Origin of the sequence: Sphingorhabdus sp., from assembly GCF_023910635.1 — a bacterium.
Taxonomy (GTDB): domain Bacteria; phylum Pseudomonadota; class Alphaproteobacteria; order Sphingomonadales; family Sphingomonadaceae; genus Sphingorhabdus_B.
This window is the reverse complement of record NZ_JAAVVZ010000007.1, coordinates 120,162-146,995: the sequence shown is the minus strand read 5'-3', so window position 1 is coordinate 146,995 and position 26,834 is coordinate 120,162. Positions and strand designations below refer to the sequence as shown.

Sequence of the window (26,834 nt, the reverse complement as noted above, 5' to 3'; positions counted from 1 at the left end):
CACCATCAAATGCCGGGACTAAACAACTAGCGCGATCGGCCACTTCAACGCGTTGCGCAGCGAAAATCGTTTCATCTCTTATATACCACGCTTTGTCGCGCCTTGATGAAAAACTGTTAAACCAATTCTGCGTTTTGCAGATCGAATAACTGCGAGATCGACCACAATCCGATCCGCAGAATTTAGGGAAGCGGACATGGTAGCGGTTTTTACGGGCGTTGGTGCGGGCTTTACGCGGGGTTCGGCAAACATGCTGGGCGGCGCCGGCCAGTTAGGCGGGGCATCACTGGGACGCGGTGGTGAAGGCGTCTCGGTCAACGCGGCCTCGGGCAATCTTCTGGTCACTCAGCAAGATGAATTCCTTGTCGGGCGCGGCCTCGATATCGGGGTATCGCGCACATATAACAGCCTTACCGACGCGGGTGACGGCGACAATGGCGACCAGTGGCAGCAAAGCAGCTATCGCCGTGTGTTCGACCTGACCGGGATCGTCAACACGAGCGGCAGCACGGTAAAGCGGCAGTCGGCCGATGGTTCGGTCATCACCTATGGCTGGAACGTAACGCGTAACGCCTATGTGACCAGCGATGGCGATGGCGCACATGACACGCTGACCTATGCCGGCGCGTGGACATGGACCGACGGGTCGAGCCGGATGCGGGAATTCTATGCCGGTTATGGCACCAATAACTGGCGCATTTACGAGCAGCGCGATACTGACGACAACGCGGTCACCTACACCTATATCGGTGATAAACTCGACAAGATCACTACCGCCGACGGATCGTGGATCCAGTATAGCTGGTCCGGCAACAACATTACCCAGACTTTAGCGAGATACACTAATCTGGCGACCGGCGCGGCGGTCACCCAGACACGCACCCGTTACGCTTACGACGGTTACAACCGGCTCAGCCAGGTGACGGTCGACCTGTCGCCGACCGACAATGCGATTGGCGATGGCAAGACGTACGTCACCAATTACAGCTATTATGGTGCAACCAAGCAGATCGCGACGATCAGCCAATCCGATGGGTCAAATCTCGCCATTTCCTATGATGCTGCAGGGCGCGTTGTAAGCCTCGCGCAAACTGTTGCTGCCGGGGACACTCGCACAACGAGCTTGTCCTACGGCTCTAATTACACGTCGGTCACCGGCGCCGACGGACAAGTGACCCGGCTTGAATACTCCGGTGGCAATCTGGTCGATAGCGCGGTTTGGAACTGGAATAGTGGAGGCGTCAGCAAGGAACCGGCCGGCTCGCTCATTGGCGAAGCGGCGGTCAAATATACGTCGTCGCCCGGCGCCAACTGGTCCGGCATCGAAAATTATTTTTTCGTCAATGCTGGTGAAACGGTAAAATATGCGATCAGCCTTCAAGCGATCGCGGGCCATTCGACCGAGCAATCGCTGGGGTTATACGGCATCAGCACTGGCTGGAGCAGTGATTTCAGTACAGCCAGAATTGTTTCCGGCCCGGGGCAGATGGTGCAATGGGGGGGCGGTTTCTGGAAAGTTATCGGCCTTTCGGCAACGCAGGCAACGCGCATCGAGATAACGCGTACCTATTCACAAAGCGAGACCGGCGCTGCCTATTTTTATGTTGATCATCCTTCCGGTTATCGGGACGGGCAGCAGTTGATTGCCGCCGGAGCACAAGTGACGAAAGTCACTGATGGTCGCAACGCCCGTAACCTGCTCACGCGCATTGTGGAAACGCCTGCGGTGGCCGGTGCAAAGCCCAACGTCACCGAGTTCGTCTACAATGCCAACGGAGATCTGATCGAAACGATCAGCGGCACACGCAGCCCCAATCTGCTCGACCTGACTGGCTGGGCGGGTGAGCAGCGCGGGCCTAATTTGATCAATCTTTCCGGTTGGCCCGCCAATGCTGATGGCCTACCCGGCGGTGGTGCCACCGTTGCTGGTTGGCAGAATCCCGGCTGGACAACTGACGAAGCGCGCTGGGTTCCGGTCGTTGGGCCGGATGGCGGGCGCGTGGCGGCAATCCAGGTCGGCCAGACCGATGCTGCAGCCGATGGCGGCGGTAATTATACCAATTCTTTCGCCATCGACAAAAACAAGGCCTATGAATTTGTCACCTATATACAGGCGACCGAGAACAACCGCCACAATATCTATTTCGGTATCGACGGCTCGGCATCGGTGGTTAGCGCCACCACCGGCGCGGTCGACACCAACCCCTATTTCGTCGCTACCTACTCGGGCACGGCTTCAGGATTCAAAGCCGGGAACTGGTACAAGGTTGTCGGCTATGTGATGCCGTCGAGCAGCGGAAACGTTTCGTGGGACGATCTAGGCGGTGTGTACGACGTAGGAACAGGCGAACGCGTTGCTTCGCTGCAGAATAACTTCCGCTGGAACGATAGTCAACCAGCCGGCGCGACCGCAGGTATCCGTTTCTTCAACTATTATTATGAAGGAACCCAGGGCTATTATCTGAATTATTACAAACCGGAAGCTCGAGAAATCAACCTTTTAGGTGGAGCGGCCAACGTCAATGGGTGGGCCAACTGGCATTCAGGCGAAGCCCGCTGGGGAGCAACGCTAGGCCCGAAAGGCCAATCGGTCTTCGCAATGCAGAGCGGGCAGACCAATCCCAGTCAAGATGGCGGCGGCACACATACTTCGCAGGTGGCTGTTGACCGCAACAAAGCATATGAAGTCACCTACTATTTCAAGCTTTCCAGCGTCGACAAACATTATGTCTATTTCGGTCTTTGGGGCGACCTGCCCGTCGAAAATCTGACCAACGGGGCGATCGATAGCAACCCCTATTTCTATTACCCGGCTCCCGGAAACCAAGGAAACCGGTTCGTGCAGGACCGTTGGTACAAGGTCACAGGTTATGTTCTACCGCAAGGTTCGACGTCTATTCCGCCCGACCAACTCGGCGGCGTGTATGACACCACAACCGGTGCCAAGGTAGACTCACTCTACAATAACTATCGTTGGGCTGCGTCTAGCGGCAACAACACGATCGGCGTTCGATATTTCAACTATTATGGCGACGTCAATTCGGGCTATTCGACCTGGTTCTACAAACCAGAAATCCGGGAAGCTTCGCGCAGTGGCGTGACTGCTAATGGGCAGGCAAGTTACATCGGCGAACAGATAACGAATCGCAGAACCTTCAAATATGACGAGAACGGCAATTTGCTGCAATCGCGCGATGCATTAGGCAACTCGGTTACTCGGACATATGGGAGCCGGGACGAGCTGCTCACCGAAACGATCGTCGGCTCCGACGCGAACGGTGCCGCAAATGCACATACCAGCCGTTACGCATATGATTCCGAAAACCATCTGCGCTACATGGTCAGTGCCGAAGGCTATGTGACCGAATATCGGTACCATGGCAGCGGTGAGCTGGCGTGGGTTATCGAATATTCCGAGCATGGATATCCCGTCGGGTCCGGTGCCGTGACCGAAGCCGCGCTCGATGCGTGGCGCAATGCCCTTGCCGACCGCAGTTCATCGAAGATGAAATATTTTCATATTGATGCGCGCGGCAACCAATCGGAGGAAATACGCTTTACCGCCGCCGCCGATGGCAGCCACACAATGGTCGAAGGCTATCGGCATAGCTATTTCACGCATGATCAGGCCGGCCGGTTGGTTGGCAAGATCATCGCACGCGAAGACAATGCATGGTCGAATTATGTCTATGACGGATTGGGCCGTCTCGTCGCATCCACCGATAATTTTGGTGCCACAACCACGATATTTTTCAACGACGCCGCAACATCCACAACGATAACGACCGCGTCAGGACAAACCTCGGTCAGCACCTATAACAAGGCTGGAGATCTCGTCAGCCAGACCACAAGTGGAAGCTATGACAACACCGCGACGTCGACCTATAAATATGACAAATTGGGTCGTGTGCGTCAGGCGACAGATGCTGCCGGAGGAAACAGTTACTTCCTCTATGACAAAGCGGGTCGGAAAACGGCCGAGATCAACCATTATGGTTGGATCGTCGAATATCAATATGACGCCAGCAACAGGGTCATCGGAGAAGGGCGATACATATATGGTATAGCTGCGTCCCATCTGGCATCGCTCGCAGATCCGAACAACAGCCTTGATATTGCGACGATCAGGCCAGCCGGGCATTATCTTGATATCTGGTCATGGACGGTATACGATTCTGGCGGGCGGGCTATTCAGACAATCGACGGCTCGGGCGGTGCGACCAAGCTCGAATATGACGCGTCGAACCGGCTGATCAAAACCACTGGTTTTTACAACAAGCTGACTCAGGCGCAGGTGGACGCCTTTAAGACGACACCGCCCACGGCGTTGCTGATACCAACCGCCTCCGCACAAGATAATGTGTCGCGAATGTTTTACGATCGAGATGGACGCTTGGTCGGAAGTCTCAATGCGTTGGGCCGTCTGAGTGAGATCGTTTATGACAAGGCGGGGCAAAAGGTCGAAGAGATCGCCTATGCACAGGCGACGAGTTCGCCAAGCTCTGCGACCGATAGTTTCGCTTCATTGCGGGGTAGCGTCGCTCCTGGTTCTGCCGCAAATATTCGCACCCGTTTTGTTTACGACGGCCAAGGTCTGCTGCGCTACTCGGTCAATGCGCTCTATCAGGTTACCGCCTATATTTATCATGAAGGCATCACCTATGATGCCACCGGGCTGCAACGCGGCACGGTCCAGTTTGCTTCGCCGATAGCCTCCACGATAACCGATTTTACCTATGACAATATCAAAGCCTTGGTCGCACCGCAAATCGGCGCGGCTAGCAATCGGCAGTCGTGGAATGTCTTTGACGGCACCCGCCTTGCATACAGCATCGACGCGAGCGGAGCGGTAACTGGCTTTACCTATGATATCGCCGGACGCCTCACAAAGACGACGCGATTTGGCGCCCTGCGCGCGACGACGGCGCTGCCTTCCTTGGGGGATGTGGCTGGATGGGCGGCGGCAAACGCATCGGATGTGAGGGTTTCGCGCAACTATTATACCGCCGCCGGCGATCTGCGATATAGCGTCGATGCTGAGGGTTATGTCCAGCGGTTCGACTATGACGCCTCCGGTCGCAAGGTCCGTGGCGTTATCTGGGCAAACAGAATCAGCGTCACCGATGCAACAACGATCGGCGGCGTTGATGGCCTGACGCAAAGCGCAGGCGCTTGGGTCGATAACAGTTATAGCTACTACGCCAATGGAGAACTCTACAGCAGCTGGGATGCCGAGGGCGTCCGAACAATCTACAGCCGGTTTGCCAATGGCACCCTCGACGGTGTCTACACCGCACACGGCACGCCCGATCAAGCTCTGACGCTTTACCGATACGACGGGGCCGGCCGGGTCACGTCGGAATATTACGCTTATGGCGACGCCGAGGGGACTATTACCCAATATGCCTTCGACGGATTAGGCAACCGGACCAGCATGACCGACGCTAACGGCAGGGTCACCAATTATACATATGACAAGCTTGGCCAAATGCTGTCGGCGACAGATGCGCTGGGTGGTCAGTCTCTCTTCCAATATGACGCGTTCGGCAACCAGACTGCCGCGCGCGATGCGCGTGGCTATTGGTCCTACAGCTATTATGACACATTGGGACGTCTGGTTCAAACCACCGACGCCTCGGGCGTCGCGACCACGTCGGCCTACACCAACTTCGGCGACCTTTCGAGCGTATCGCGTGCAGGCGCGACCACTAGTTTCCAATATGACAAATTGGGCCGCGTTACGCGCTCGACTGATGCGCTTGGGTTCTTTGAAACCTATGCCTATGATGTTTATGGCAACCGGACGAGCAAGACAACGAAATCCGCGAACTACTTGGCGGGTTCTGGAAGTGTAACAGGCACCGCCACCTACACTTATGACCGGCGCGGATTGCTGCTTTCCGAAACGCTTCCGATGGCGTCTTACAATGATGGGGGCGGGCTGGTTTCGAGCACTGTCACTAACAAATTTGAATATGACGCTCGCGGCAACCGCACCAGGATGATCGAGGCCTATGGCCTCGCCGAGGCGCGGACGACGCAATATGTCTATGACAAGAACAACCGCCTGATCCAGACAATCGGCCAGACCTTCCTTGGCCAGACGCCGAACGAATATATCTATTATGATGCGCGTGGTAACGTCACCAGCACAGTCAATGCTGCGGGCGGGCGCTCGGTATTTTACTATGATGATCTCAATCGCAAAACGGTCGATATCAGCGCGGTCGGGACTTATACAAAATATACGTATGACAAGAATGGCAACGTCACCGAAATCCGCATTTACGAAAATGCGGTTGGAGTGCCGGCAGACGGCGGTTCGGAGGAAGAAGCGCCAGGAGTTCCTGGCGGCAATTCCCGGCACACGACTTTCGTTTACGACAATCTCAATCGCATGACATCCAGCTCTGTGCATGGTGCGAAGAGCGGATATTGGAACGGCTCGAGTTGGGTTGCCGACACTGGCCCGATCACCACGACATATCAATATGATGCCAACGGCAATGTGGTGAAGCTGACAGATGGTTATGGCAACGCAACCTACAGCTATTATGACGCATTGGGCCGCAAGACGCATCAGGTCGATGCTGAAAATTACCTGACCGCCTGGGCGTATAACGCCGATGGAAATGTTACGTGGGAAGGGCGTTATGCCAACAGGGCAGGAACGCCGCAGGTAGGCATTGTGCCTGGCGTTGTAACGTCCGCAAGCGATCGCCATACTGATTTCGGCTATGACTTGGCCGGTAATCGAACATCCGAATTACGGTACAATGTTTTGGTTCACAATGGTGCAGGTGCGCACACCACCGTCAATGCGGCTATTTTCTATAGTTATAACGGCCTTGGCCAGGTTATTCGCAAATCCGAATCGACAGGCGACTTTGTTGATTATAATTATGATGCAGCGGGACGGCTCACCGTCGAATCGCGCAAGGCCTATACCGACCAGAGCGGAGCCTGGGTCACGCCGACGGTCGATTATTATTATAATGGCGTGAACAATCTTTCGCGCACACGCGCACGCGGATCGGGCGATAGTGCCGAACGCGCTACACGCTATATCTACGATGGTGATAAGTTGCGCTACCTGATTGATGCTGAAGGTAACGTCAGGCATTACTGGTACGATGCGGCCGGTAGGCAAACCCATGAATATTATACGCGCTTTAGATCGGATGGTAGCGGTGGTAATCAACATGATGGGGTAAACACCAGCTACGACTTGCTGGGACGAGCCATCTCTTCCAAACAGATAATTTTTACTGGAGGCGTCGGGTGGGCCGATGCTGGACCTATCACGACCATGTCCTACAATGCGTTCGGCGATGTCATCGGCACATATGTCGGCGGGTTGTTGCAGCAGCAAAACGTATATGATCTTGCCGGGCGCATGACCAGCACGACGTCGGGTGACGGCATCTGGAAGCATTTCGGGTACGACAAGAACGGCAACCAGACCGTTGCAATTAGCAGTGCGGGCAGTAATCTTGGTAGCAATTTCGACGGCGCGCTCGCGGCTGTTGGTTCGGCCAGCGTCAATGCCACTTATACCGTATATGACAAACGCAACATGGCGACCACCGTGTTTGAGGAAGGTCGCCGGTTCAGCGCTGGTGGCACACTACAGAATCTGACAACCACGCGCACCTATACCGCGTTCGGCGAAGTCGCGAGCGAGACCAATGCGGCGGGCGCCACGATCAACTATACCTATAATACGATGGGCCGGATGATCCGCAGCGAAAGTCCGGCGGTTGAAATCGTCGGCGAGAACGGCGTTGCCCAGACGGTGCGCCCGGCAGAGGATTATTATTATGACGTCTCGGGCCGCCTGGTTGCTACGCGCGATGCCAATGGCAGCTATTCGGGGCAAACCAAGAACGCCAACACCGGCAACCTGACGCGCCTCACACTGCTCACCGGCACAGGTTATGGCGGCAGCCAGGCCCAAGTCACTGCGGAAACCCACGCCGATGGCGGCGTCAAACAGACGCGGTACGACATCCACGGCGACGCGCGCGTGATGATCGATGAGATCGGCCGCCAGTCGAGCCGGACCTACGATCGCATGGGCCGCGTCGCGAGCACCACCAACGGCATCGGCTTGGTCGATTATTTTACGTACGACATTCTGGGGCAGCAGATAAAGCACTGGAACAATTATCTCGGCGCGTACGAGGTCGAGACCACCGATTACGATATTCAGGGCCGCGTCATATCGCAACGCAGCTTTGGCGGCGATGTCACGACGACCAGTTATGGCTGGGACGGCGGTATCGCCACCAGCGGCATCGGCACATTCGGCGGCTGGCTGAAAACCACCTATATGGCCAACGGCCTGTATGCGCAGGACAAGACCGACCTGTTCGGCCGCGTGACATGGAAGCGCGATCTGGGCGGGCGCACCACCGATTATACCTATGACGTCTCGGGCCGCATGGCATCGACCAGCACCAACGGCATGCTGGTCAGCTTCGGTTGGTTCAACAGCGGGCTGCAGGCATCGGTGACTATCGGTAACGCCAATGCAGGTCAGGCAAATACCAACTGGTCACGCGACGTTGCGACCTATAGCTATGATGTCACCGGCAGCCGCCTGACCGAATATATGTATCGTGAGAGCGGGGTTTATACGCCGGGCTATTATGAGACATATGGCGATCCATATGGTTATTATGGTTATTATGGTTCTACATGGCAGGAATGGGTGCCGGAATCCTATTACACCTATACCCAGGTCATCAAGAACCAGAGCGCAACCTATGACGCGCTGGGCCGGATGAAAACATGGGCAGAGGCAGGCAATGCCACCGCGCCTGCCTCGAGCACCACCACCAGCTATGACGCCAGCGGTAATGTCCGCCGGACATTGGCGAACTATTACAGTCTCAGCGCCACCGGGGCTGCGTCTACCGCAACCACCCGCGATTACTGGTTCCGCTATGACAGCATGAACCGCGTCGTCACCAATCAAGGCACGCTGCAAAACGGCATGATCGTACGAGGTGCTGGCAGCCCTTATGGCACAGCCAGCGGGCAAGACATCATGTACGACGCTGCCGGACAACGCGTTGGCGTCGCGACGACGCAATATCAGGCCGGTTATTACGACTATGACTGGGGTTATTATTATGAAGGCAGCTATAACGAGCTGCGCGAAATCTATCTCTATGATGGCGCGGGCCGCCTGTACCAGACCCAGCAAAGCTATGGCGCTGCAGTAAGCGAAAGCGCGGGCGCAAATAATGTCCCTGCCGCCCCGGGCACTGGCACGCTGAAATCGTCGTTCGGTTACGACCTGATGGGACGGGCCACGTCGCAGTCCGATTATGATTATAACGGCTACACAGTGATCTTCAGCCGCACGGCTTATTACAACACCAAGGGTCAGCTCTATTACGACAGCACGTCGACCAAGAAGAACGACAACAAGACCTATACGTCGAACACGTCTTATTACTTCACCGACTATAACAGCGGCCAATATATGCTGGGCAGCGTTGCCTGGGTGCAATCGACCAGTACGGTCAACAACGCCAACTCCACCACCAGCCGCACGGTGAACGGCTATCAGTGGTGGGATGGCGCGGTTCAAACGTCGATCCAGTACAAGCCCAATATCAACCAGTCGACGACGTACAACACGACGTTCTATCTCAACGCGCTCGGCCAGATGACCAGCGCTTACATCGCCGACGGCAAGCCGCGCAGCGTCAGCTTTACTCTGGACGAAATCGGCCAGATCATCCGCCGCGACGAAAGCGGCTATATCAGCGGCCAGACCGGCAACCCGCACGAAATATGGTATCGCTTTAGCGGTCGCCAAATGGGTTATACCGGCAATAACGGCACGTCGGATTTGAGCTACGACGCTTCGGTCGGCGACCGCCGCGTGGTCGGCCCGAACAGCCCTGGCACGTTCCGCAACAGCCAAGTGTACGGCGGCGCATACGCCGACTTCGCCCAGAATTACGATCCCATCAACAGTTACTATCAGGGCGCAGCAGGCGGCAGTTATCGCGTAAACCAGGGCGACAGCCTGCAAGGCATCGCGCAAAGCCTCTACGGCGATAGCTCGCTTTGGTACAAGATCGCCGAGGCCAACGGCCTGTCTGCTGCCGCCGCGTTGGTCGAAGGCCAGACCCTCGTCCTGCCAACTGGAGTCCTAAACGCCAAAAACAACGCCGGCACGTTCAAACCCTATAATGCAGGCGAAGCCATAGGCGACCTCTCGCCGTCAACACCGCAACCGCCAAAGAAGCCAAAATGTGGCGTGTTTGGGCAGATATTGTTGGCGGTTATCGCGATTGCGGTGACGGCAATTACAGCAGGGGCGGCCACAGCAGCCTTGGGTCCTGTCCTTGGCGGCGCGGCATCAGCGGCGACAGGCAGCATTGTCAGTCAAGCCGCAGGCGTTGCAACAGGCATTCAGGATAAATTTAGTTGGAAGGCCGTAGGTCTCGCAGCCATTGGGGGCGCAGTTGGCGGCGGCTTGAAGGAACTTGGGCGTCTTGGCGACGTGGGCAAGTTAGGTTCGCTGAGCAAAGTGGGGAGCTTTATTGGCGGTTCGGGCTTCGCCAGCACCGTAACTCGCGCTGTTTTATCTAGTGCGGTCACCCAAGGCATTGGTGTTGCTACCGGACTGCAGGACAAATTTAGCTGGGCTGGTGTAGCTGCAGCCGGAGTAGGCGCCGCTGTGGGGTATGGTGCAGGAGAGCTATTTGGGGCAACATCACTTAGTGCCGACAATAGCGTCGGAAACCATGTCGCAAATTTGGCGACTAATGCTGCGCGCTTAATCGCAAATGCAGCAACTCGATCGGCGATAGATGGAACCAGCTTTGGTGACAATATAAGGGCAGCTCTTCCCGATATTCTTGGGCAAGCGATAGGTGACATTCTGCTTAATGGATTGAGTATTCCCGAGCGGCAGGTTGAACAGTCCCCGGTGGTGCCTAGCGAGTGGGCGCTAAACACCGTTACTTCTTGGAACCGAACTGACGACAGCGAACTGATCAATCAGGGAGCGCTGGTGGTCGATCGGATAGCTTTGTCGGCAGAGAACAGTGGCATCTCATCTGATGTCGTCACGTCGGCGTTGATAGAGCCGGAATTTCAGGCCGACATACTGACTGTCGCTGGCGGAAGTTTGAACCAAAGCGGAGATACGGAAGTTCGTGGCGCGAGTGCAAGAATTGTACGTCGTGTCGCAGGCGAGCGTGCCGCTCAAGTGGCAAACGAAGCGATCGCGTACATACCGCCGCCTCCAACAGAAATAATTGTTTGGGGAGAGCGATCTCGTTCCCTTGGCACGGCTCCTAACTTCTTGCGGTGGGCAGCCGGATTTCTATCTGGCACAGGTCGAGCGGTTGAGTATGTAGATCGCAAAATTCGAGAAGAAGTGCCGTTTGCCGAGTTTGCGCTTGAAGCAATAAGCTTCGCCGCTGGACCGGCGTCTTACGCTGCGGGTAAGATCATCATGGCAAGCCCGCTAGGAAATCAAATTGAACGAGCAGCTGGAAGAATTGCAAGTTGGGCTGCTGGAAGATTACGTGGAGCGGGCATCGACCCGGCTGAAGCGGCCTATGCCGCCTCTGGCGCAATCTTCTTGGGAGGACTTGCATTTGGCGCTCGCCGCGCTCTTGATCTGACACGCGACATCCGATACGCATTAGGATTAGGGGTTAGAGGATCTGTCGTTGTTGCCGCAGAGAGCGCGACGGTTCGGGCCAGGCGGCTTGGCCGCGAGGGCGAGGCTGCGGCGGGTATCACGGGGCCGAAGGTTGGTGTCGAGATCAACGGGCGTATGCGCTTCCCTGACGAGATCACACCGACCACAATCCGTGAGGTCAAGAATGTCGGGAGGCAGGGGTGGACCAGCCAGTTGAAGGACTATGCAGATTTGGCGAGGTCAGGTGGCAAAACCTTTGAGCTTTGGGTGAGAGCTGGTCCGCCTGGAGTTGGAACAACGATCAGCCCCAATCTGCGAGCTGCCGAGCTACGGGGTGACGTCATTATTAGAAGGGAGTTGCCGGGCCAATGATCACGCTCAAGCAACTAGAGGAGATATCGGCATCTCGGGGCGACATGCCTGCGGATGAGTGGGCGGCGCTTTTGGAAAGTTGCCCCGAATGGGTAGCGCAGCGCGATGCCCGCGCAGCCGAGATGCAGGCCAAGGAGGAGCGTTACCTCGCGGAGGAAACTCCGTTACGGGAAGAGCTTCACGTCTTGGGCTACCCGGTCAAATGGGTCTGGGATTTTGTGAACACGGCGCAGAGCTACCCCGATGCGATCCCGGTGCTGATCGATCACCTGCAGCGCCCTTATAGTGATGACGTGCGCGAAGGCATTGCCCGTGCGCTGGCGGTGCGGGAGGCGCGCGGGCTTGCAGGCGGCGCAATCGTCGAGACGTTGCGCGAGGAAGGCTTGGGGAAACAGTTGCGCTGGGCGCTGGCCAATACCCTTACCGTGGTGGCGGATCGCACAAACCGCGATGGCATCAAGGCAGTCTTGGCGACGGAGGACAACAAGGACGTTGCCGACCGTTTGAACCGGGCTTTGAAGACTGCGGCAAAGGCCTGAAATACATCGGAGGAAACCCACCCCTTGCCCTGATTAATGGGCACGCTCGCTTTGCTCATGCGGGGGTTGGAATTACGGTGAATTACGGTGATGTTGTGGGCGGCGCACTGTTGAGTTGATTCGGGTTTTCCGAACCTTCAGGGTGTGATTGTCAAAGATCCACCACCCGAGCCATCCACATGAGCAAGTTACCATCTGATCTATCGACTGTCACCACGGTTGCGGTTGATTTAGTAAAGCATGTTTTTCAGGTTCACTGCTGTGACGCTGCGGGTAAGGTTGTTGTTGCCAAGGCGCTGCACAGGAAAGAACTGCTGGCCTTCTTTGCCGCCCTTGGCCCTTGCGTTGTTGGCTTTGGGCCATGATGTGAAGCGGCAGAAGAACGACCGTAATGCTGCTGCTGCGATCTACGAGGTGCTGGCAGCCCTTATGGCACAGCCAGCGGGCAAGACATCATGTACGACGCTGCCGGACAGCGCGTTGGCGTCGCGACGACGCAATATCAGGCCGGTTATTACGACTATGACTGGGGTTATTATTATGAAGGCAGCTATAACGAGCTGCGCGAAATCTATCTCTATGATGGCGCGGGCCGCCTGTACCAGACCCAGCAAAGCTATGGCGCTGCAGTAAGCGAAAGCGCGGGCGCAAATAATGTCCCTGCCGCCCCGGGCACTGGCACGCTGAAATCGTCGTTCGGTTACGACCTGATGGGACGGGCCACGTCGCAGTCCGATTATGATTATAACGGCTACACAGTGATCTTCAGCCGCACGGCTTATTACAACACCAAGGGTCAGCTCTATTACGACAGCACGTCGACCAAGAAGAACGACAACAAGACCTATACGTCGAACACGTCTTATTACTTCACCGACTATAACAGCGGCCAATATATGCTGGGCAGCGTTGCCTGGGTGCAATCGACCAGTACGGTCAACAACGCCAACTCCACCACCAGCCGCACGGTGAACGGCTATCAGTGGTGGGATGGCGCGGTTCAAACGTCGATCCAGTACAAGCCCAATATCAACCAGTCGACGACGTACAACACGACGTTCTATCTCAACGCGCTCGGCCAGATGACCAGCGCTTACATCGCCGACGGCAAGCCGCGCAGCGTCAGCTTTACTCTGGACGAAATCGGCCAGATCATCCGCCGCGACGAAAGCGGCTATATCAGCGGCCAGACCGGCAACCCGCACGAAATATGGTATCGCTTTAGCGGTCGCCAAATGGGTTATACCGGCAATAACGGCACGTCGGATTTGAGCTACGACGCTTCGGTCGGCGACCGCCGCGTGGTCGGCCCGAACAGCCCTGGCACGTTCCGCAACAGCCAAGTGTACGGCGGCGCATACGCCGACTTCGCCCAGAATTACGATCCCATCAACAGTTACTATCAGGGCGCAGCAGGCGGCAGTTATCGCGTAAACCAGGGCGACAGCCTGCAAGGCATCGCGCAAAGCCTCTACGGCGATAGCTCGCTTTGGTACAAGATCGCCGAGGCCAACGGCCTGTCTGCTGCCGCCGCGTTGGTCGAAGGCCAGACCCTCGTCCTGCCAACTGGAGTCCTAAACGCCAAAAACAACGCCGGCACGTTCAAACCCTATAATGCAGGCGAAGCCATAGGCGACCTCTCGCCGTCAACACCGCAACCGCCCAAGAAGCCAAAATGTGGCGTGTTTGGGCAGATATTGTTGGCGGTGATCGCGATTGCGGTGACGGCATTAACCTATGGCGCTCTTGGTGGAACAGCTTTAAGCGCATGGGCGGCTGTGGGCGCGGGGGCTGTTGCCGGGGCAGCGGGTTCCATAGCCAGCCAAGCGGTTGGCGTTGCAACAGGCATTCAGGACAAATTTAGCTTCAAAGGCGTCGCTTTGGCCGCGATCGGTGGAGCCATTGGGGGCGGTCTCGGACCTAAAGGCTTGTTCGGTACCAATGGTGCGTTTGGCAACATCGGAAGCCAGTTTGTCGGCGACGCCCTTCGTGGTGCCGTTGGCAGCGCACTTACCCAAGGCGTGGGGGTCGCGACCGGCCTACAGGACAAATTTAGCTGGGCTGGCGTTGCAGCGGCAGGCATTGGCGCTGGCATTGGCGGCGCGGTCGGGCGCGCCCTCACAAGTCCGGGCGGGCTGTTCGGGGTCAGCGCGTCTGCTGGCAGCTTTGGCTACCGAATGGCCACCTCTGCCGCCAGCGGCATAGCCAACGCCGCGACCCGAAGCGCGATCAATGGCGAAAGCTTTGGCAAAAACCTCATCGCCGCGCTGCCCGATATCATCGGGCAGGCCGTGGGGGGCTTGGCTGGCAAAGAGTTGTCTTCGTTGCTGGACATGCCAGCAGCGCAGGTGACCGAAGACCCACTGGCGCAATTGGCGAAGCTGGGGAGCTTCGATCCGATCACGCAGGACATATTGGCGGCGGACGAAATTGTTGTCACAGGCACAGTATATCATACTGAAGACATGAGCCTTTATAGTTCAGCACTGGCTACGAGCGTCACCGGCTATAATGTTAAAAACCGCATAATTAAGGACTTGCATAGCCAGTACTTGCAAGCCCAAATTTTAACGTTACCAAAGTCCGGGACTGGAAAGGACATAACGGTAAAGATGCTTTCGCCAAACGGCCTTAGAGATAATCCAAATCTGGAAGGCGTTCCGACTACCGCCGTTAATTTTACTCCATGGCAATCAGAGCATGATAGCCGTTTGTCAACCTATATGGCATACCGCACCGCCGGGATCGCTTCGGGTGAAATTTATGACCCTTATGATCACGACTGGGTCATGAAGGGATTTGCAGATGAGCAGGTCTATATCAACAAGCTTGACGCCATAGCCGACCGCGCGGTCTGGGACGTTGCAATGGCCGGGGTGCAGCCCTTGGCGTTTGGAACCGGTGCCTATCGCATCGGCGTGAACGGCGAACATACGTTTGATAACTACTTAGCGGCGGCAAGCCCACTCATCGGCCCACTGGCCAAATATGGCGCCCGCTTTGTCGGCAGCGGCTTAAGGTCGGTGGGCAATAGCACCAGCGTTGTTGCCGCAGAGAGCGCAGTCCCTAACGGCATCGTCTATCTTCGCACCGACATAACTGGAAAGCTTGCCCCCTATGGCGGGCAAGCCATAAATGATGCCCGTTTCTTTGCGCGCCAAGCAGAGCACGCTCGAACGTTTCCGAATTCAAAGTTTGAATTTGAGATCATCGACCGCGCTAACCCCGGTCGTTCACTCGACATAGCCGAACATACTTACATTCAGGGACTGACGAGCGGCGTTGCTGTTCGCAGGTCATCAGCAGTGTCCAACCTGCGTGACCCAGTCGGCGCGGCTCGTCGCCCGACATTCGGGCTGCCTGAGCCAAAATAGGAGCAAACGATCAAATGGGCATTCAGGTAAAAGTCGGTGACGTGTTCCTTGTTCCTCTCGACGGCAAGACTTGGGCTGTTGGGCAGCTTGTGAGCGCGTGGAACGATGAGCTTTATGTGGCGATCTTCGGGCAAAAGATCGAAACGCACAACGTGGACCCGCACAGCGTTATCGATCAGGAACCGGTTTTGTTGGCACTAACGCTGGATGCGAAAATCTTTCATGGTGATTGGCCGATTGTCGGGAATGTGCAGGGAAATCTGGCCAGCTTCCCACAGCCCGCGTTCAAAGTCAGACAGGCAGGTGTGGTCTATATTGAGTCAAGAGACCGCACTGTTAGTCGGCCTGCGTCATCGTCCGAAGCAGAAATGCTGAGAAACCGCAGTGTGTCTTCGCCAGCAGTGATAGAGGAGGCCGTCCAAGGGTATTTTGGCGTATGCGAATGGAATCCCCACTATGATAAGTTCCATTCGGATTATGCTGCCGCGTCGTCGAAGCTGCTATGAGCGCCTAAGTCTCCAAAACCCCGTTAAGGCAAGATAAAAACTCGAATTACGGTGATGTTGGAATTACGGTGATGTTGTGGACGGCGCACTGTTGAGTTGATTCGGGCTTTCCGAACCTTCAGGGTGTGATTGTCAAATATCCACCACCCGAGCCATCCACATGAGCAAGTTACCATCTGATCTATCGACTGTCACCACGGTTGCGGTTGATTTAGCAAAGCATATTTTTCAGGTTCACGGCTGTGACGCTGCGGGTAAGGTTGTTGTTGCCAAGGCGCTGCGCAGGAAAGAGCTGCTGCCCTTTTTTGCCGCCCTTGGCCCTTGCCTTGTTGGTTTGGAGGCGTGCGGTTCTGCGCATCATTGGGGGCGTGCGTTGTTGGCTTTGGGCCATGATGTGAAGCTAATCCCTCCTGCTTATGTGAAGCCGTTTGTGAAGCGGCAGAAGAACGACCGTAATGATGCTGCTGCGATCTACGAGGCGCTGTTCCGTCCGGGTCTGCGCTTTGTCGCCGTGCGCAGCATCGACAATCAGGCCATGCTCATGCAGCACAAGGTTCGCGAGATGCTCGTTGCGCAACGCACGCAGTTGTTCAATGGCTTGCGCGGGCATATGGCAGAGGTTGGTATCATTGCGGCGCAAGGGGCGCGCAACATGCGCAGTCTGGGCGCGCTGATCCATGAAGGGCATCCTGATATTTGTGATATGGTCCAGCAGAGCCTGATGCCATTGGTCATGCAGATCAACCATCTGGATGAGGCCATCAGGGACATCGATACCGCAGTTGCGGCACAAGCCAAGGCAGATCCGGTTGCCAGCCGGTTGATGACCATCCCCGGCATCGGGCCGGTCACCGCTTCGGCATTGGTCGCAACCATTGGCGATCCATCGGGCTTTAGCGGACCGCGCGAGTTCGCCGCTTTCCTTGGCCTTGTGCCAAGGCAACACTCATCGGGCGGCAAAGAGCGGCTTGGGCGGATCACCAAAATGGGTAATGGCTATTTACGTAAACTGCTTGTCGTGGGCGCGCATGCCGTCTTGGTCCATCAGGCACGGCATAATGATCCGTTGCGGGCCTGGGCAAGGAAGCTGCTGGAGACCAAGCCGTTCAAGCTGGTTGCGGTTGCCACGGCTAACAAACTTGCCCGCATGGCCTTTGCGCTGATGCGCCAAGACACAAGCTATCGCGCCGCCTAAAGCAAAGACGCGCAAACGGGATCACGGGTGAACTGGACATGATGCAACACATACGGACATAGCTGCCAAGCCCGGGATACTGTCTGCGCCAGCAAGCGCGATACGGTGATAGGGGCCAACAGCATAAGCGGACAAACATCAGGGCCAGTGATCAACCATCACACCAAAAGGCCGAAGACATGACCGCACCCGCAACGTGCTACATCTCAACAATTACCCCTTGATCGCAGTGCGCCGTCCAGACATGACAGTGCACTAAATTATTGCAAGCTGGGAATTACAGTTCTAAGCCGGAATTAGGTGCACTGTCGTCGGAATTCGGAATTCAGGCGCGGCTTACTCCGTCGTAAACTTCAGTCCAATCCACAAGATGCGCGGTGTTCCAAGGTCGATGGAACTGTCGACCTTGCGGGTTACGACCGCCTCGTTGAAAATATTCTCGACACGGGCCGTCAAGGCGATCTGACGCGTTATCGGGACTTGTGCAAAGCCATCGAATGTCAACGCGGAGGACAAGATGTTGCTTTCCAGATCATCCTCAAACTGCGCGCCGATATAGCGGGCGGTTGCAGAGAATATTGCGCCTGCATTTGGCGTCCAACGCACATTTGCGTTGGCGGCATGGCGCGGGCTTTGCGCCGGGGACAGGCCGTTGAGTGCGGACGCGCTGCCAGAGGCGCGTACTTTGCTATCGCTATATGCGTAGGAGCCCGAAAGCGCGACGTCGCCAAAAACGGCTTCGCCCGACAGCTCAACCCCCTTGGCCACGACCGCATCAACATTGCCGCGCTGACGCAGATTGGGACCGATGGTGATATTGGCAATGGCATCGTTCAGGCGGTTGTAAAACAATGTCGCGCCAAAGGAGATGCCATTGGCCGGACGCAGGTCAAAGCCCGCCTCAACACCGCGCAGTTTTTCAACGTCTAATGCGGCGTTGGCGCGGGTGGCGACGGGGAACACAGTAAAGGGGCGGTAAAGCTCATTCAGCGTGGAATTACCGTGACAGTGCACTTAATTATTCTCGTCGAATTACCCCTTGCAATGTAGGATTTGCTTTGGGATTCTATGAATTGGTCCGGCATCTGTTGCACGACCGGCTCTTTGAACATGTTGATCTCCGCCCGTGCTTTCGGACCCGGTGAGCCAACTTCGCAATGTTGACGTAAGTTTACACAAATACCGCGTTTGCCGTATAATTTTGTAAACTTAAGCGCCACAAAAGCAATTGCGGTGACAGTGCACTAAATTTAGAATTGCTTGCAATGTAGTATTTCACCTGTCAGCAACGCACTGACATCGCTATCCGCCCAAATAGCGGCAAGCCTGTCCTGAGCTTGTCGAAGGGGGCCTGCAATCAACTACCGCGTTGGCGTCGCGACGACGCAATATCAGGCCGGTTATTACGACTATGACTGGGGTTATTATTATGAAGGCAGCTATAACGAGCTGCGCGAAATCTATCTCTATGATGGCGCGGGCCGCCTGTACCAGACCCAGCAAAGCTATGGCGCTGCAGTAAGCGAAAGCGCGGGCGCAAATAATGTCCCTGCCGCCCCGGGCACTGGCACGCTGAAATCGTCGTTCGGTTACGACCTGATGGGACGGGCCACGTCGCAGTCCGATTATGATTATAACGGCTACACAGTGATCTTCAGCCGCACGGCTTATTACAACACCAAGGGTCAGCTCTATTACGACAGCACGTCGACCAAGAAGAACGACAACAAGACCTATACGTCGAACACGTCTTATTACTTCACCGACTATAACAGCGGCCAATATATGCTGGGCAGCGTTGCCTGGGTGCAATCGACCAGTACGGTCAACAACGCCAACTCCACCACCAGCCGCACGGTGAACGGCTATCAGTGGTGGGATGGCGCGGTTCAAACGTCGATCCAGTACAAGCCCAATATCAACCAGTCGACGACGTACAACACGACGTTCTATCTCAACGCGCTCGGCCAGATGACCAGCGCTTACATCGCCGACGGCAAGCCGCGCAGCGTCAGCTTTACTCTGGACGAGATCGGCCAGATCATCCGCCGCGACGAAAGCGGCTATATCAGCGGCCAGACCGGCAACCCGCACGAAATATGGTATCGCTTTAGCGGTCGCCAAATGGGTTATACCGGCAATAACGGCACGTCGGATTTGAGCTACGACGCTTCGGTCGGCGACCGCCGCGTGGTCAGCCCGAACAGCCCCGGCACGTTCCGCAACCAACAGGTGTACGGCGGCGCATACGCCGACTTTGCGCAGAATTACGACCCTATCAACAGCTACTATCAGGGCGCAGCAGGCGGCAGCTATCGCGTAAACCAGGGCGATACGCTGCAACGCATCGCGCAGAGCCTCTAGGGAAAAGCGGCGCTGATCGTACAGTTAGGCCAGTTTTTATTTCAACCACGGCAACTGTCTGCCGTAGATATCACTGCAAAGGAGAGCTTGTCTCTTTTTATCATAGCTCTAGTCCTTTTGAACGATCAAGTTGGCGCTCTTCTTGGGATATTGGGGAGCTACTTGGTCCCTTTTCTGATGCGTTCTTTTTGGGCCCGGATGTTTCGTTCCCTCTTGGTAAACCGAGGTCACGACCCGCAACTTCCTTTTCGTTTGTTGCCTGTGTTCCGCTCAAATCTGCAGCGTCATTGAGGTTTGCTGTGCCGCTCTTTGCCTTTAAGTCAGGAAGATCATTGAGATAGATCCTGTCGTCGCCACGGTCCTTTGCTGCATCGCTTTTGTGGTCTGAGCCATTTTTCTTGGAGTTTAGTATTTTTTCAACCGCAAGCTCGCCGATGGTTTCAACCGCTGAAGTTTTGTCGCCTCTATTGCTTTCAAGCTGTTTGATCAGCTTGGCTTTGTCATCGGTGAACAGCCTAACATCACTTCGTTGTCGTGTGTGATTGACCAGAAAAGAGCGTGCATTGGATAGGGTCGTTTCGGTTGACCCCATGACCGAAAACACCGTGTCACTGGTTATACCTTGTGCCATATGGGTGTTGATCGCGTAGGCCAGATCCATGCGTTTAAGCATAAGGTCACCATTGACAAGCTCGCGTATCTCGCCATTGCCAAGCCGAACGGTAATCCCGTCTTTCCCGACGCGCTCAACATGGGCAATGGACGCATTGAGCATATCACGGCCTGCTTTTTTGTCGCTTGCGGTCCATCTTATGGTCTCGCCTTCATGCACCTTTATGGCTTTTTCATTGGCAAGTTTGAGTGCTTCACTGCTTTTGTTTGGGTCAATGCGCAGCGGATCTATCCGCAATTTTCGTCCCTTGATGTCGCTGAGGCCGATACGGCCATTGTCATAGACGCGTTCGATGCGGTAATCTCCCGGCTGCAGCCCAAGAGAGTTGTATTTTGATCCAACTTCCAAAAATTCAGCTTCGCGCCAGTTTTGGGCATAACGCAGTTCTTCATGCGCCAACTGAACACTTTCGCGGACGTTGAAGTTGCGCCCCTCTCCAAATATGCTTCCTTCGGCTTTTAAGCCCGCCTGGATAAGCGCGTTGGCTTCTGCCCTGCCCTGACGCCCCGAAGGCAATAATATAGTTTTGCCGCGCTCCTGCGGACTTAATTTAAGCCATGCGCGCGCTGCATCGCCGGTTCGGTCATTGCTCTCTATGACACGGTCGCCCAAAACGTCCAACGCGCCCCTTATATTGCCCGCGTCAGCCAGATTGGCGACAAGTTGCATATCATGGTTTGTCTGCCGCATATTTATGTTCACTTCGGAGACCGGAAGGGAATCTTGGATGCTGCGGGCCTGCATCATCGCAGCGGGTTTACCTGCAGAAATCGCGCTTAACTGCTTTCGATCACTGATAATGGCAAGACGGCCAACCTCCATCAGATTTGCAAGCGAAGTAAGCCTATCCATCTGTTCGTTGGAATTCATGGATCCTTCGTCAAGGATCAAATATCTGCCCTGAAGTTCCGATTTACGCGCAGCAAAGCTTTGAGGTGATGCGTTCCCGTCCAAGAATTTTGTGTTGCGATAAATGAAGCTATCTACTGTCATTGCTTCAAGCCCGGTATCGGCTTTTAAGTCGCCGACCATCTTGTTTTGAAACGCCAGGGCCGTGGCATCGCCTTTAACCTCACCTGTTAGAATTAAGGTTTTATGCCCATCCTGGCCCAAAAGGCGCGCTGCGGCATCAATAGCTTCTGCTTTGGCAACGGGTTGCAACAATGTCGATTTACCTGACCCTGCCCTGCCTTGGATTTGCACAATCCTGTCGGTGGACGACACAATCTGAATGGCTGCCGCCAATTGTTCGGGATTAAGCTGCTTGTCGCCAGCGAGCGCCTGTAGCGCGCGCGCAGCTTCATTGGCTGGCATCAATGGTCTGCCTTGCCCCATGCCTGTATCCATTGCCTTCAGGATGCGTCTTTCCTGCTCGATGGCGTCTTTTGTGGTTACAAAGTCAACGGCGCGATCGTGGCGCTGCGACTGGCCGACGACGAGCTGACCTTTTTCGGCGAGCTGCTCCATGCGCTTTTCAACGCTGGCATGTGTGACGCCCTTAAGCCCTAAGTCGACCGCTGTTTTTATAACATCCGATGTTTTGAACGCTGCTTCGCGCTCACTCAATATACGAACCGCACTAGCGGTCGCATATTGGGTGCGAACGACATTAGGTGTCCGCGTTAGTCGCGATAATCCTTGGTCGATCAGAGGGTCATCGCCGCGGCGTAAATGTTCACCGATATTTTGGATAGTATCGCGAACGGCCGCGCCCACAGCAATAACGCCGCGCTCGGTCGTTCCTTTTTCGCAAGCAAGGCTGGCGGCCTTGAATATGCTATCGCCATTATAGCCAAGCTCTTTTGCTTCCTCGCGCCATTTGCTTTGCAGAGCGTCGCGGTCACCAGCATCTATCTTGGCATCGCGGGTGCGTTTTGTTATTTCCCGCCGGCCTTGCGGGCTGTGCACGCCAAGTTCTTGCGCCTTAGCCTTGATATCCTGGCCACGTTTGGAAAATCCATCGAGCGCGGTCTTTGCAATGCGTTCCCCATCTGGCCCTATAACTTCAAACGCACCATGTTTGCCGCCAGCCACCAATTCAGCTTTATACCCGAGCTGTTCGACGCGCGCCCTCAAATTGGCGTTAGCAATCGATGTGAGAGTCGTGCTGGCTTTATACATCGCCCCGTTGTGCCAAGCACGCCAACCATCATCGCGGGTGACCTCGCCTGTGTTTGGGTCAATCTTATCGGCCTGTCGGTAATCTTCTGGCAGCCGAGTCAGATTGGCAATCACGGCATGAATGTGACTTTGCGGATCGGTTTTGCGGCTCGTATCATGCTGAAACAGCGCGTATGTAAGATTACCTGTTCTGACCGCGACATCCTTGCCGTCCACCTTGATGCGGGCTTCTGCCAAATTCTTCTCTGCCCATTGCATCGTTTCGCGCACGGCCTCGACATGCGCTTCCAAGATGCGCTTGTCGCCTGATACCAATGCCAACAACGATAAAGATTTGGGCATCGAGAAGGTAAAATCACGGCCGTGGTCACGTTTCTCGGGATCGCCAACTTGCGTGCCGTCGGGAAGAACACCGTTGAGAATTTTCTCAAAGACAACTGTATCGACAGCCCCTGCAAGCCCTGCTTCGTTTGCGCCTTGTCCTGCCCATTGCGATGTGCCTTCGGCTTGTTCAGCGCTGTAATAATTGTCGGCCGCAAAATATGCAGCTGCTCCGCTGGCTGAGTGCACCGCGCCAATCGACACACTCATTGCTCTGTCCCGCCATTCTGCTCTGCCGCGCGCGCAGCGCGCAATACAAACTGAACGAGGTCAGCCCATATCAGATTATCGGCGCTGGGTGCAGACGTGCCAACCAGATTGGTGCATTGCCGGTGAAGCTGCGTTCCGACAAATTCAGCCCGCTCATGCGCGATACGCGGGACATGTGACGTTTCATCGTCAAGCTGCTCCGGTTTGCTCATATATCATGATCCAATTCGTCGCCGTCGCGACTTGCTATTCGCGAAGCTTTTGTGGAATCGTCGTAGAAATCTTGCTGCACTTCACGTTTGGCAATATTACCTGAAACACTCTCCTCAACCTGCGCGGCACGGGGCCTAGGACCCTGTTTCGCAAAGGGCGCGACGGTGTTTAGTTTGCCTTTTTGACTTTCCCTGACATTTAGTTTTACATCGCCTTCCGTCGACTGGACCGGCTTCTTTGGCATACTCAATCTGCCGCGCCGCGGGGCATTTCGGGTACTGATGGGTGTGGGCAATGTGACCCGTTTAATAGGATTTTCGGTTTTCGGGTCTATGTCCTTTCTACTGCCTAAATGGACAGCATTATCCCGAGGTGCTTCTTCCGGTGGCATATCGCTTTCTGGATGCAGTTCTGCGATATCAGGACCTCCACCCTCGCCCTGCCCGCCACTGTCATCATCTCCATCGTCCTTGTCTAAAAGCAACAATGGTGGTGGTTCGTTTGGAATAAATCCTTGAGCGACCACCTCGTAGTTGACGTAAGGTATTGTTACCATTGCCGACGGAAATTTTCCCGGAAACCGAATATAACCCGTCAGGTTTGGAAGGCTTGTAAGGTCATCAGCAATCACCAAAGCTTCCTCCTTTGTTGTGGGGCTGATCGTTGAAGCATCGCGCGTTTGATGGGCCCCGTAGGAGTAGCTTTCGTCCATGAATCTCACCTTGCGTGTTCCAATGAGACGCGAACACTCCTCTGCCGTTTCTGTGTGGGCTACGCGTAGGAATAACTTTGTATTGGTCAGGCTGATGATGTTGGAGGCTCCGTCATCGCCATAGGGCACTCTTAGCCCTGCAAAGTTATGCAGACCAAGCACAAAGGCGCCGCCAAAACTACGTGCGGTTTGAAGACCGCGTTCCAACGCTGGCAGCTTATGCAGCGCTGCCAATTCGTCAAATATATACCACGTACGAAGCACGCGTGTATGCTTTAAAGTCATCAATGTATTGATCGCAATATTCATCCACATCGTAAGCAGCGGTTTTGCCATATCAAGATCGGAATAGCTCGCGGTGATGAACAATATCGAAGGCGTTTCTTCCTCGAGTTTGATCCATTTCTTTATGGAGAATGGCGCACCACCATCCGGTAAAAACCGCAAATGATCTCCGTGCGCGTTAAGGACGGCGCGAATGGATTGCGCCATCTTTGCAGCGTCCGGCGACGTCAAAGGATCGGCAACGGTTCCTCTCAAACGGGAATAGATATGCTTGAGGCTGGCCTTCAAAAGTTCATCTGAAAGGGCCTTGTTACTGGTCAACCCAAGCGACTTTAGTTTAACGCACATTTCAACAAATAGCGTTCGTGCTGCGCGTTCCCAAAAACCGCCGTCCGACCCATACTCTGTGGGAATAAGTGCAGTCGCGGCTGCCACAAATTCGCTTTGTGTCTCGCAGTCATTAAACACCGACCAGCTTTCACATCTTTGGTCATTGAGGTTCAAAATATAGTCGCGGTCTTGCCTATAAAAAGCTTCAACATAATGGCCAGTTAGATCGAAAAGAACAATGTTATCCCCGCGTTCGATTGCTTGTGCCACCAATGATCTAAGTACCGTCGTTTTTCCCGAGCCTGTCGTGCCGACCGCCATGACGTGGCTTTGCTCTGTACCATATGTAAAGGGCAGGGTTGCTATCATGTAAGGTGGTGCAAGCCCTGCCTGCTTTCGGGTTGCAAATGGCAAATCGGCCACTTCGGCAGCGCTGTGATCGGGAAACATTTCTTCTGCCCGCTCGTGCAATTTTTTTCTGTTGTGGCGTACAATCAACCTGCGCAAAGCGTGATATTCAACCAGTTCGACGCCGCGCTCATGGTGATCGGCTAGGATACTTTCGCCGCGCTTGCGCGCCCATGGCACATACCAGTATACAAATAGAGCTGTTATTGTCGTTGAAAATATGAGTGATCCAAGGAAGGCGTTTATAAGCTTTGCCCAAGCTGTCTGTACGTCGGCAATGAACGGTACATATCCCATATAGGTTTGAAATACGCTGCCATCGCGTAACGTAATATCCACGCGCTTCATTTCGGAAATATCAAGATACAGCCACAAAGTTGCCAGCAGCCTTTGGCCGATCATTTGCCATTCATATTGGCCAAGTGTCATGGACATTCTGATCGTGAAGAATAACAAGAGCAACCCCGCCCAGATCACCACTGGTAGGCGCACCCCTCGCCACCACATTGAAAACTGGTGTCCTAAAAGTTGCGAGCCCCTCGTGAAGTTTCCTGAATTACGGTTTGCTTCTCCGTGGCTAGACCAGGCTTGCGGGTGGAGCGGACGCGGCCCTCTATCCGCCATGATATTGCTCCATGCGTATATCAACAGCTTCAATGATTTCGTCACGTGTTTCAGGAGCCAATTTGAGCAGCATCTGGTCTACTGCCATTTGCGAGTATTCGACCAATTCGGCGATCCGGTTTGGGTTCCACGACTGCCCAGATCTAAAAGCCAGATAATGCTCTACGGCGGAACGTACTAATTCAGATTTTGTGATACCGGCATCATCAGCGGCTACCCGAAGGCGGTCCCATGTGGGTCTGTCCAAGACAACTGATTGCCGTCGTAACTCGCTAACCATGTAATCACCCCCAATAATCAAGGGTGGTGGATACTTCGTAAGGCAACTTTTGGTTACCGATTGGCGTCAGATTTGTCAATACTCCGCAATTGTTGCTATCTAGAGAGTTCAGATACGCACCTGCTTCTTGCTCTCGACATGCTAATTTTTGTCGAGGTTTCTGCAGGTGTATGCTCATAAGCACCTCGTTCTGGCGAAAATGACCCTATTGTGTTTTTTTACACCTCATAATGCGCACATAAGCACCTCTCCATTTGTTTCGCATTTCTGCGGGTTTTTGACTTTCTCGACACCCCGCGCTAGCGCATACCGTGTGCACTCTTTTCAAAGAGTATATCCCCTGAACGCTGTCCTTGTTGGTCCTTGTTCCGGTTTCTTAACTGGGCGTCAGTTGCCAATTATCTGGGCAACCCCTGCCCGCTTGGGCTTGAGGCAAACATCATGCATTCCATCTATTCAATGTCCCGGATCGGATAGGTAAGACAGAAAGTTTTTGGCGGTTCTAAGGATACCATATTATCGGTTGGTAAATCACATTATCGTGGTTACATCTGCCAAAGACTTAATATC

Annotated in this window: 12 protein-coding genes; 7 read left to right on the top strand and 5 right to left on the bottom strand. The window is 54.9% G+C overall.

Annotated elements, in window-relative coordinates:
- The first annotated feature begins 196 nt into the window (after positions 1-196).
- From HEQ34_RS06375 to HEQ34_RS06350, 6 genes are all read left to right on the top strand, one after another.
- Positions 197-12,049: a putative toxin gene (locus HEQ34_RS06375; RefSeq protein WP_296198869.1), complete on the top strand. Its 11,853-nt coding sequence runs from the start codon at positions 197-199 to the stop codon at positions 12,047-12,049.
- The gene (locus tag HEQ34_RS06370; protein WP_296198867.1) at positions 12,046-12,588 is read left to right on the top strand and encodes a hypothetical protein; all 543 of its coding nucleotides are present in this window, start codon (positions 12,046-12,048) and stop codon (positions 12,586-12,588) included. Before HEQ34_RS06375 ends, HEQ34_RS06370 begins: the two co-directional genes overlap by 4 nt.
- Before the next feature lie 179 nt (positions 12,589-12,767).
- The gene (locus HEQ34_RS06365; protein ID WP_296198864.1) at positions 12,768-12,953 is read left to right on the top strand and encodes a hypothetical protein; all 186 of its coding nucleotides are present in this window, start codon (positions 12,768-12,770) and stop codon (positions 12,951-12,953) included.
- Between the two features lie 90 nt (positions 12,954-13,043).
- Positions 13,044-15,962 carry a LysM peptidoglycan-binding domain-containing protein gene (locus HEQ34_RS06360; protein WP_296198862.1) on the top strand — a complete coding sequence of 973 codons (2,919 nt, stop codon included), beginning with the start codon at positions 13,044-13,046 and terminating at the stop codon, positions 15,960-15,962.
- Positions 15,963-15,976: 14 nt separating this feature from the next.
- A complete protein-coding gene (locus tag HEQ34_RS06355; RefSeq protein WP_296198860.1) occupies positions 15,977-16,468 on the top strand; it encodes an Imm26 family immunity protein in 492 nt (163 codons plus the stop codon).
- 160 nt (positions 16,469-16,628) lie between these two features.
- The gene (locus HEQ34_RS06350; protein ID WP_296198858.1) at positions 16,629-17,663 is read left to right on the top strand and encodes an IS110 family transposase; all 1,035 of its coding nucleotides are present in this window, start codon (positions 16,629-16,631) and stop codon (positions 17,661-17,663) included.
- 336 nt (positions 17,664-17,999) lie between these two features.
- Here HEQ34_RS06350 and HEQ34_RS06345 read toward each other — a convergent pair whose 3' ends face one another.
- Positions 18,000-18,677: a TonB-dependent receptor gene (locus HEQ34_RS06345; RefSeq protein ID WP_296198856.1), complete on the bottom strand. Its 678-nt coding sequence runs from the start codon at positions 18,675-18,677 to the stop codon at positions 18,000-18,002.
- Positions 18,678-19,262: 585 nt separating this feature from the next.
- On the opposite strand from HEQ34_RS06345, the gene HEQ34_RS06340 reads away from it, so the two are divergent.
- On the top strand, positions 19,263-20,027 hold the full coding sequence (locus HEQ34_RS06340) for a hypothetical protein (protein ID WP_296198854.1): 765 nt from the start codon (positions 19,263-19,265) through the stop codon (positions 20,025-20,027).
- A gap of 100 nt (positions 20,028-20,127) precedes the next feature.
- On the opposite strand, the gene mobF is transcribed toward HEQ34_RS06340, so the two are convergent.
- Genes mobF through HEQ34_RS06320 form a run of 4 tightly spaced genes read right to left on the bottom strand, consistent with a single transcriptional unit; the run spans position 20,128 to position 26,231 of the window.
- Complete coding sequence (mobF, locus tag HEQ34_RS06335; RefSeq protein WP_296198852.1) at positions 20,128-23,412, bottom strand: MobF family relaxase; 3,285 nt, start codon at positions 23,410-23,412, stop codon at positions 20,128-20,130.
- On the bottom strand, positions 23,409-23,624 hold the full coding sequence (locus HEQ34_RS06330) for a hypothetical protein (RefSeq protein ID WP_296198850.1): 216 nt from the start codon (positions 23,622-23,624) through the stop codon (positions 23,409-23,411). The genes mobF and HEQ34_RS06330 overlap by 4 nt, the downstream gene beginning before the upstream one ends.
- Positions 23,621-25,984 carry a type IV secretion system DNA-binding domain-containing protein gene (locus tag HEQ34_RS06325; protein ID WP_296198847.1) on the bottom strand — a complete coding sequence of 788 codons (2,364 nt, stop codon included), beginning with the start codon at positions 25,982-25,984 and terminating at the stop codon, positions 23,621-23,623. The genes HEQ34_RS06330 and HEQ34_RS06325 overlap by 4 nt, the downstream gene beginning before the upstream one ends.
- The gene (locus HEQ34_RS06320; protein WP_296198845.1) at positions 25,974-26,231 is read right to left on the bottom strand and encodes a hypothetical protein; all 258 of its coding nucleotides are present in this window, start codon (positions 26,229-26,231) and stop codon (positions 25,974-25,976) included. Before HEQ34_RS06320 ends, HEQ34_RS06325 begins: the two co-directional genes overlap by 11 nt.
- Positions 26,232-26,834 lie beyond the last annotated feature (603 nt).

What these genes read in the sequence shown, in the direction of transcription:
- HEQ34_RS06350 (WP_296198858.1), top strand. Translation starts at nt 16,629, where the DNA reads ATGAGCAAGTTACCATCTGATCTATCGACTGTCACCACGGTTGCGGTT.
- mobF (WP_296198852.1), bottom strand. Translation starts at nt 23,412, where the DNA reads ATGAGTGTGTCGATTGGCGCGGTGCACTCAGCCAGCGGAGCAGCTGCA.
- HEQ34_RS06355 (WP_296198860.1), top strand. Translation starts at nt 15,977, where the DNA reads ATGGGCATTCAGGTAAAAGTCGGTGACGTGTTCCTTGTTCCTCTCGAC.
- HEQ34_RS06360 (WP_296198862.1), top strand. Translation starts at nt 13,044, where the DNA reads ATGTACGACGCTGCCGGACAGCGCGTTGGCGTCGCGACGACGCAATAT.
- HEQ34_RS06330 (WP_296198850.1), bottom strand. Translation starts at nt 23,624, where the DNA reads ATGAGCAAACCGGAGCAGCTTGACGATGAAACGTCACATGTCCCGCGT.
- HEQ34_RS06325 (WP_296198847.1), bottom strand. Translation starts at nt 25,984, where the DNA reads ATGGCGGATAGAGGGCCGCGTCCGCTCCACCCGCAAGCCTGGTCTAGC.
- HEQ34_RS06340 (WP_296198854.1), top strand. Translation starts at nt 19,263, where the DNA reads ATGGGACGGGCCACGTCGCAGTCCGATTATGATTATAACGGCTACACA.
- HEQ34_RS06370 (WP_296198867.1), top strand. Translation starts at nt 12,046, where the DNA reads ATGATCACGCTCAAGCAACTAGAGGAGATATCGGCATCTCGGGGCGAC.
- HEQ34_RS06365 (WP_296198864.1), top strand. Translation starts at nt 12,768, where the DNA reads ATGAGCAAGTTACCATCTGATCTATCGACTGTCACCACGGTTGCGGTT.
- HEQ34_RS06375 (WP_296198869.1), top strand. Translation starts at nt 197, where the DNA reads ATGGTAGCGGTTTTTACGGGCGTTGGTGCGGGCTTTACGCGGGGTTCG.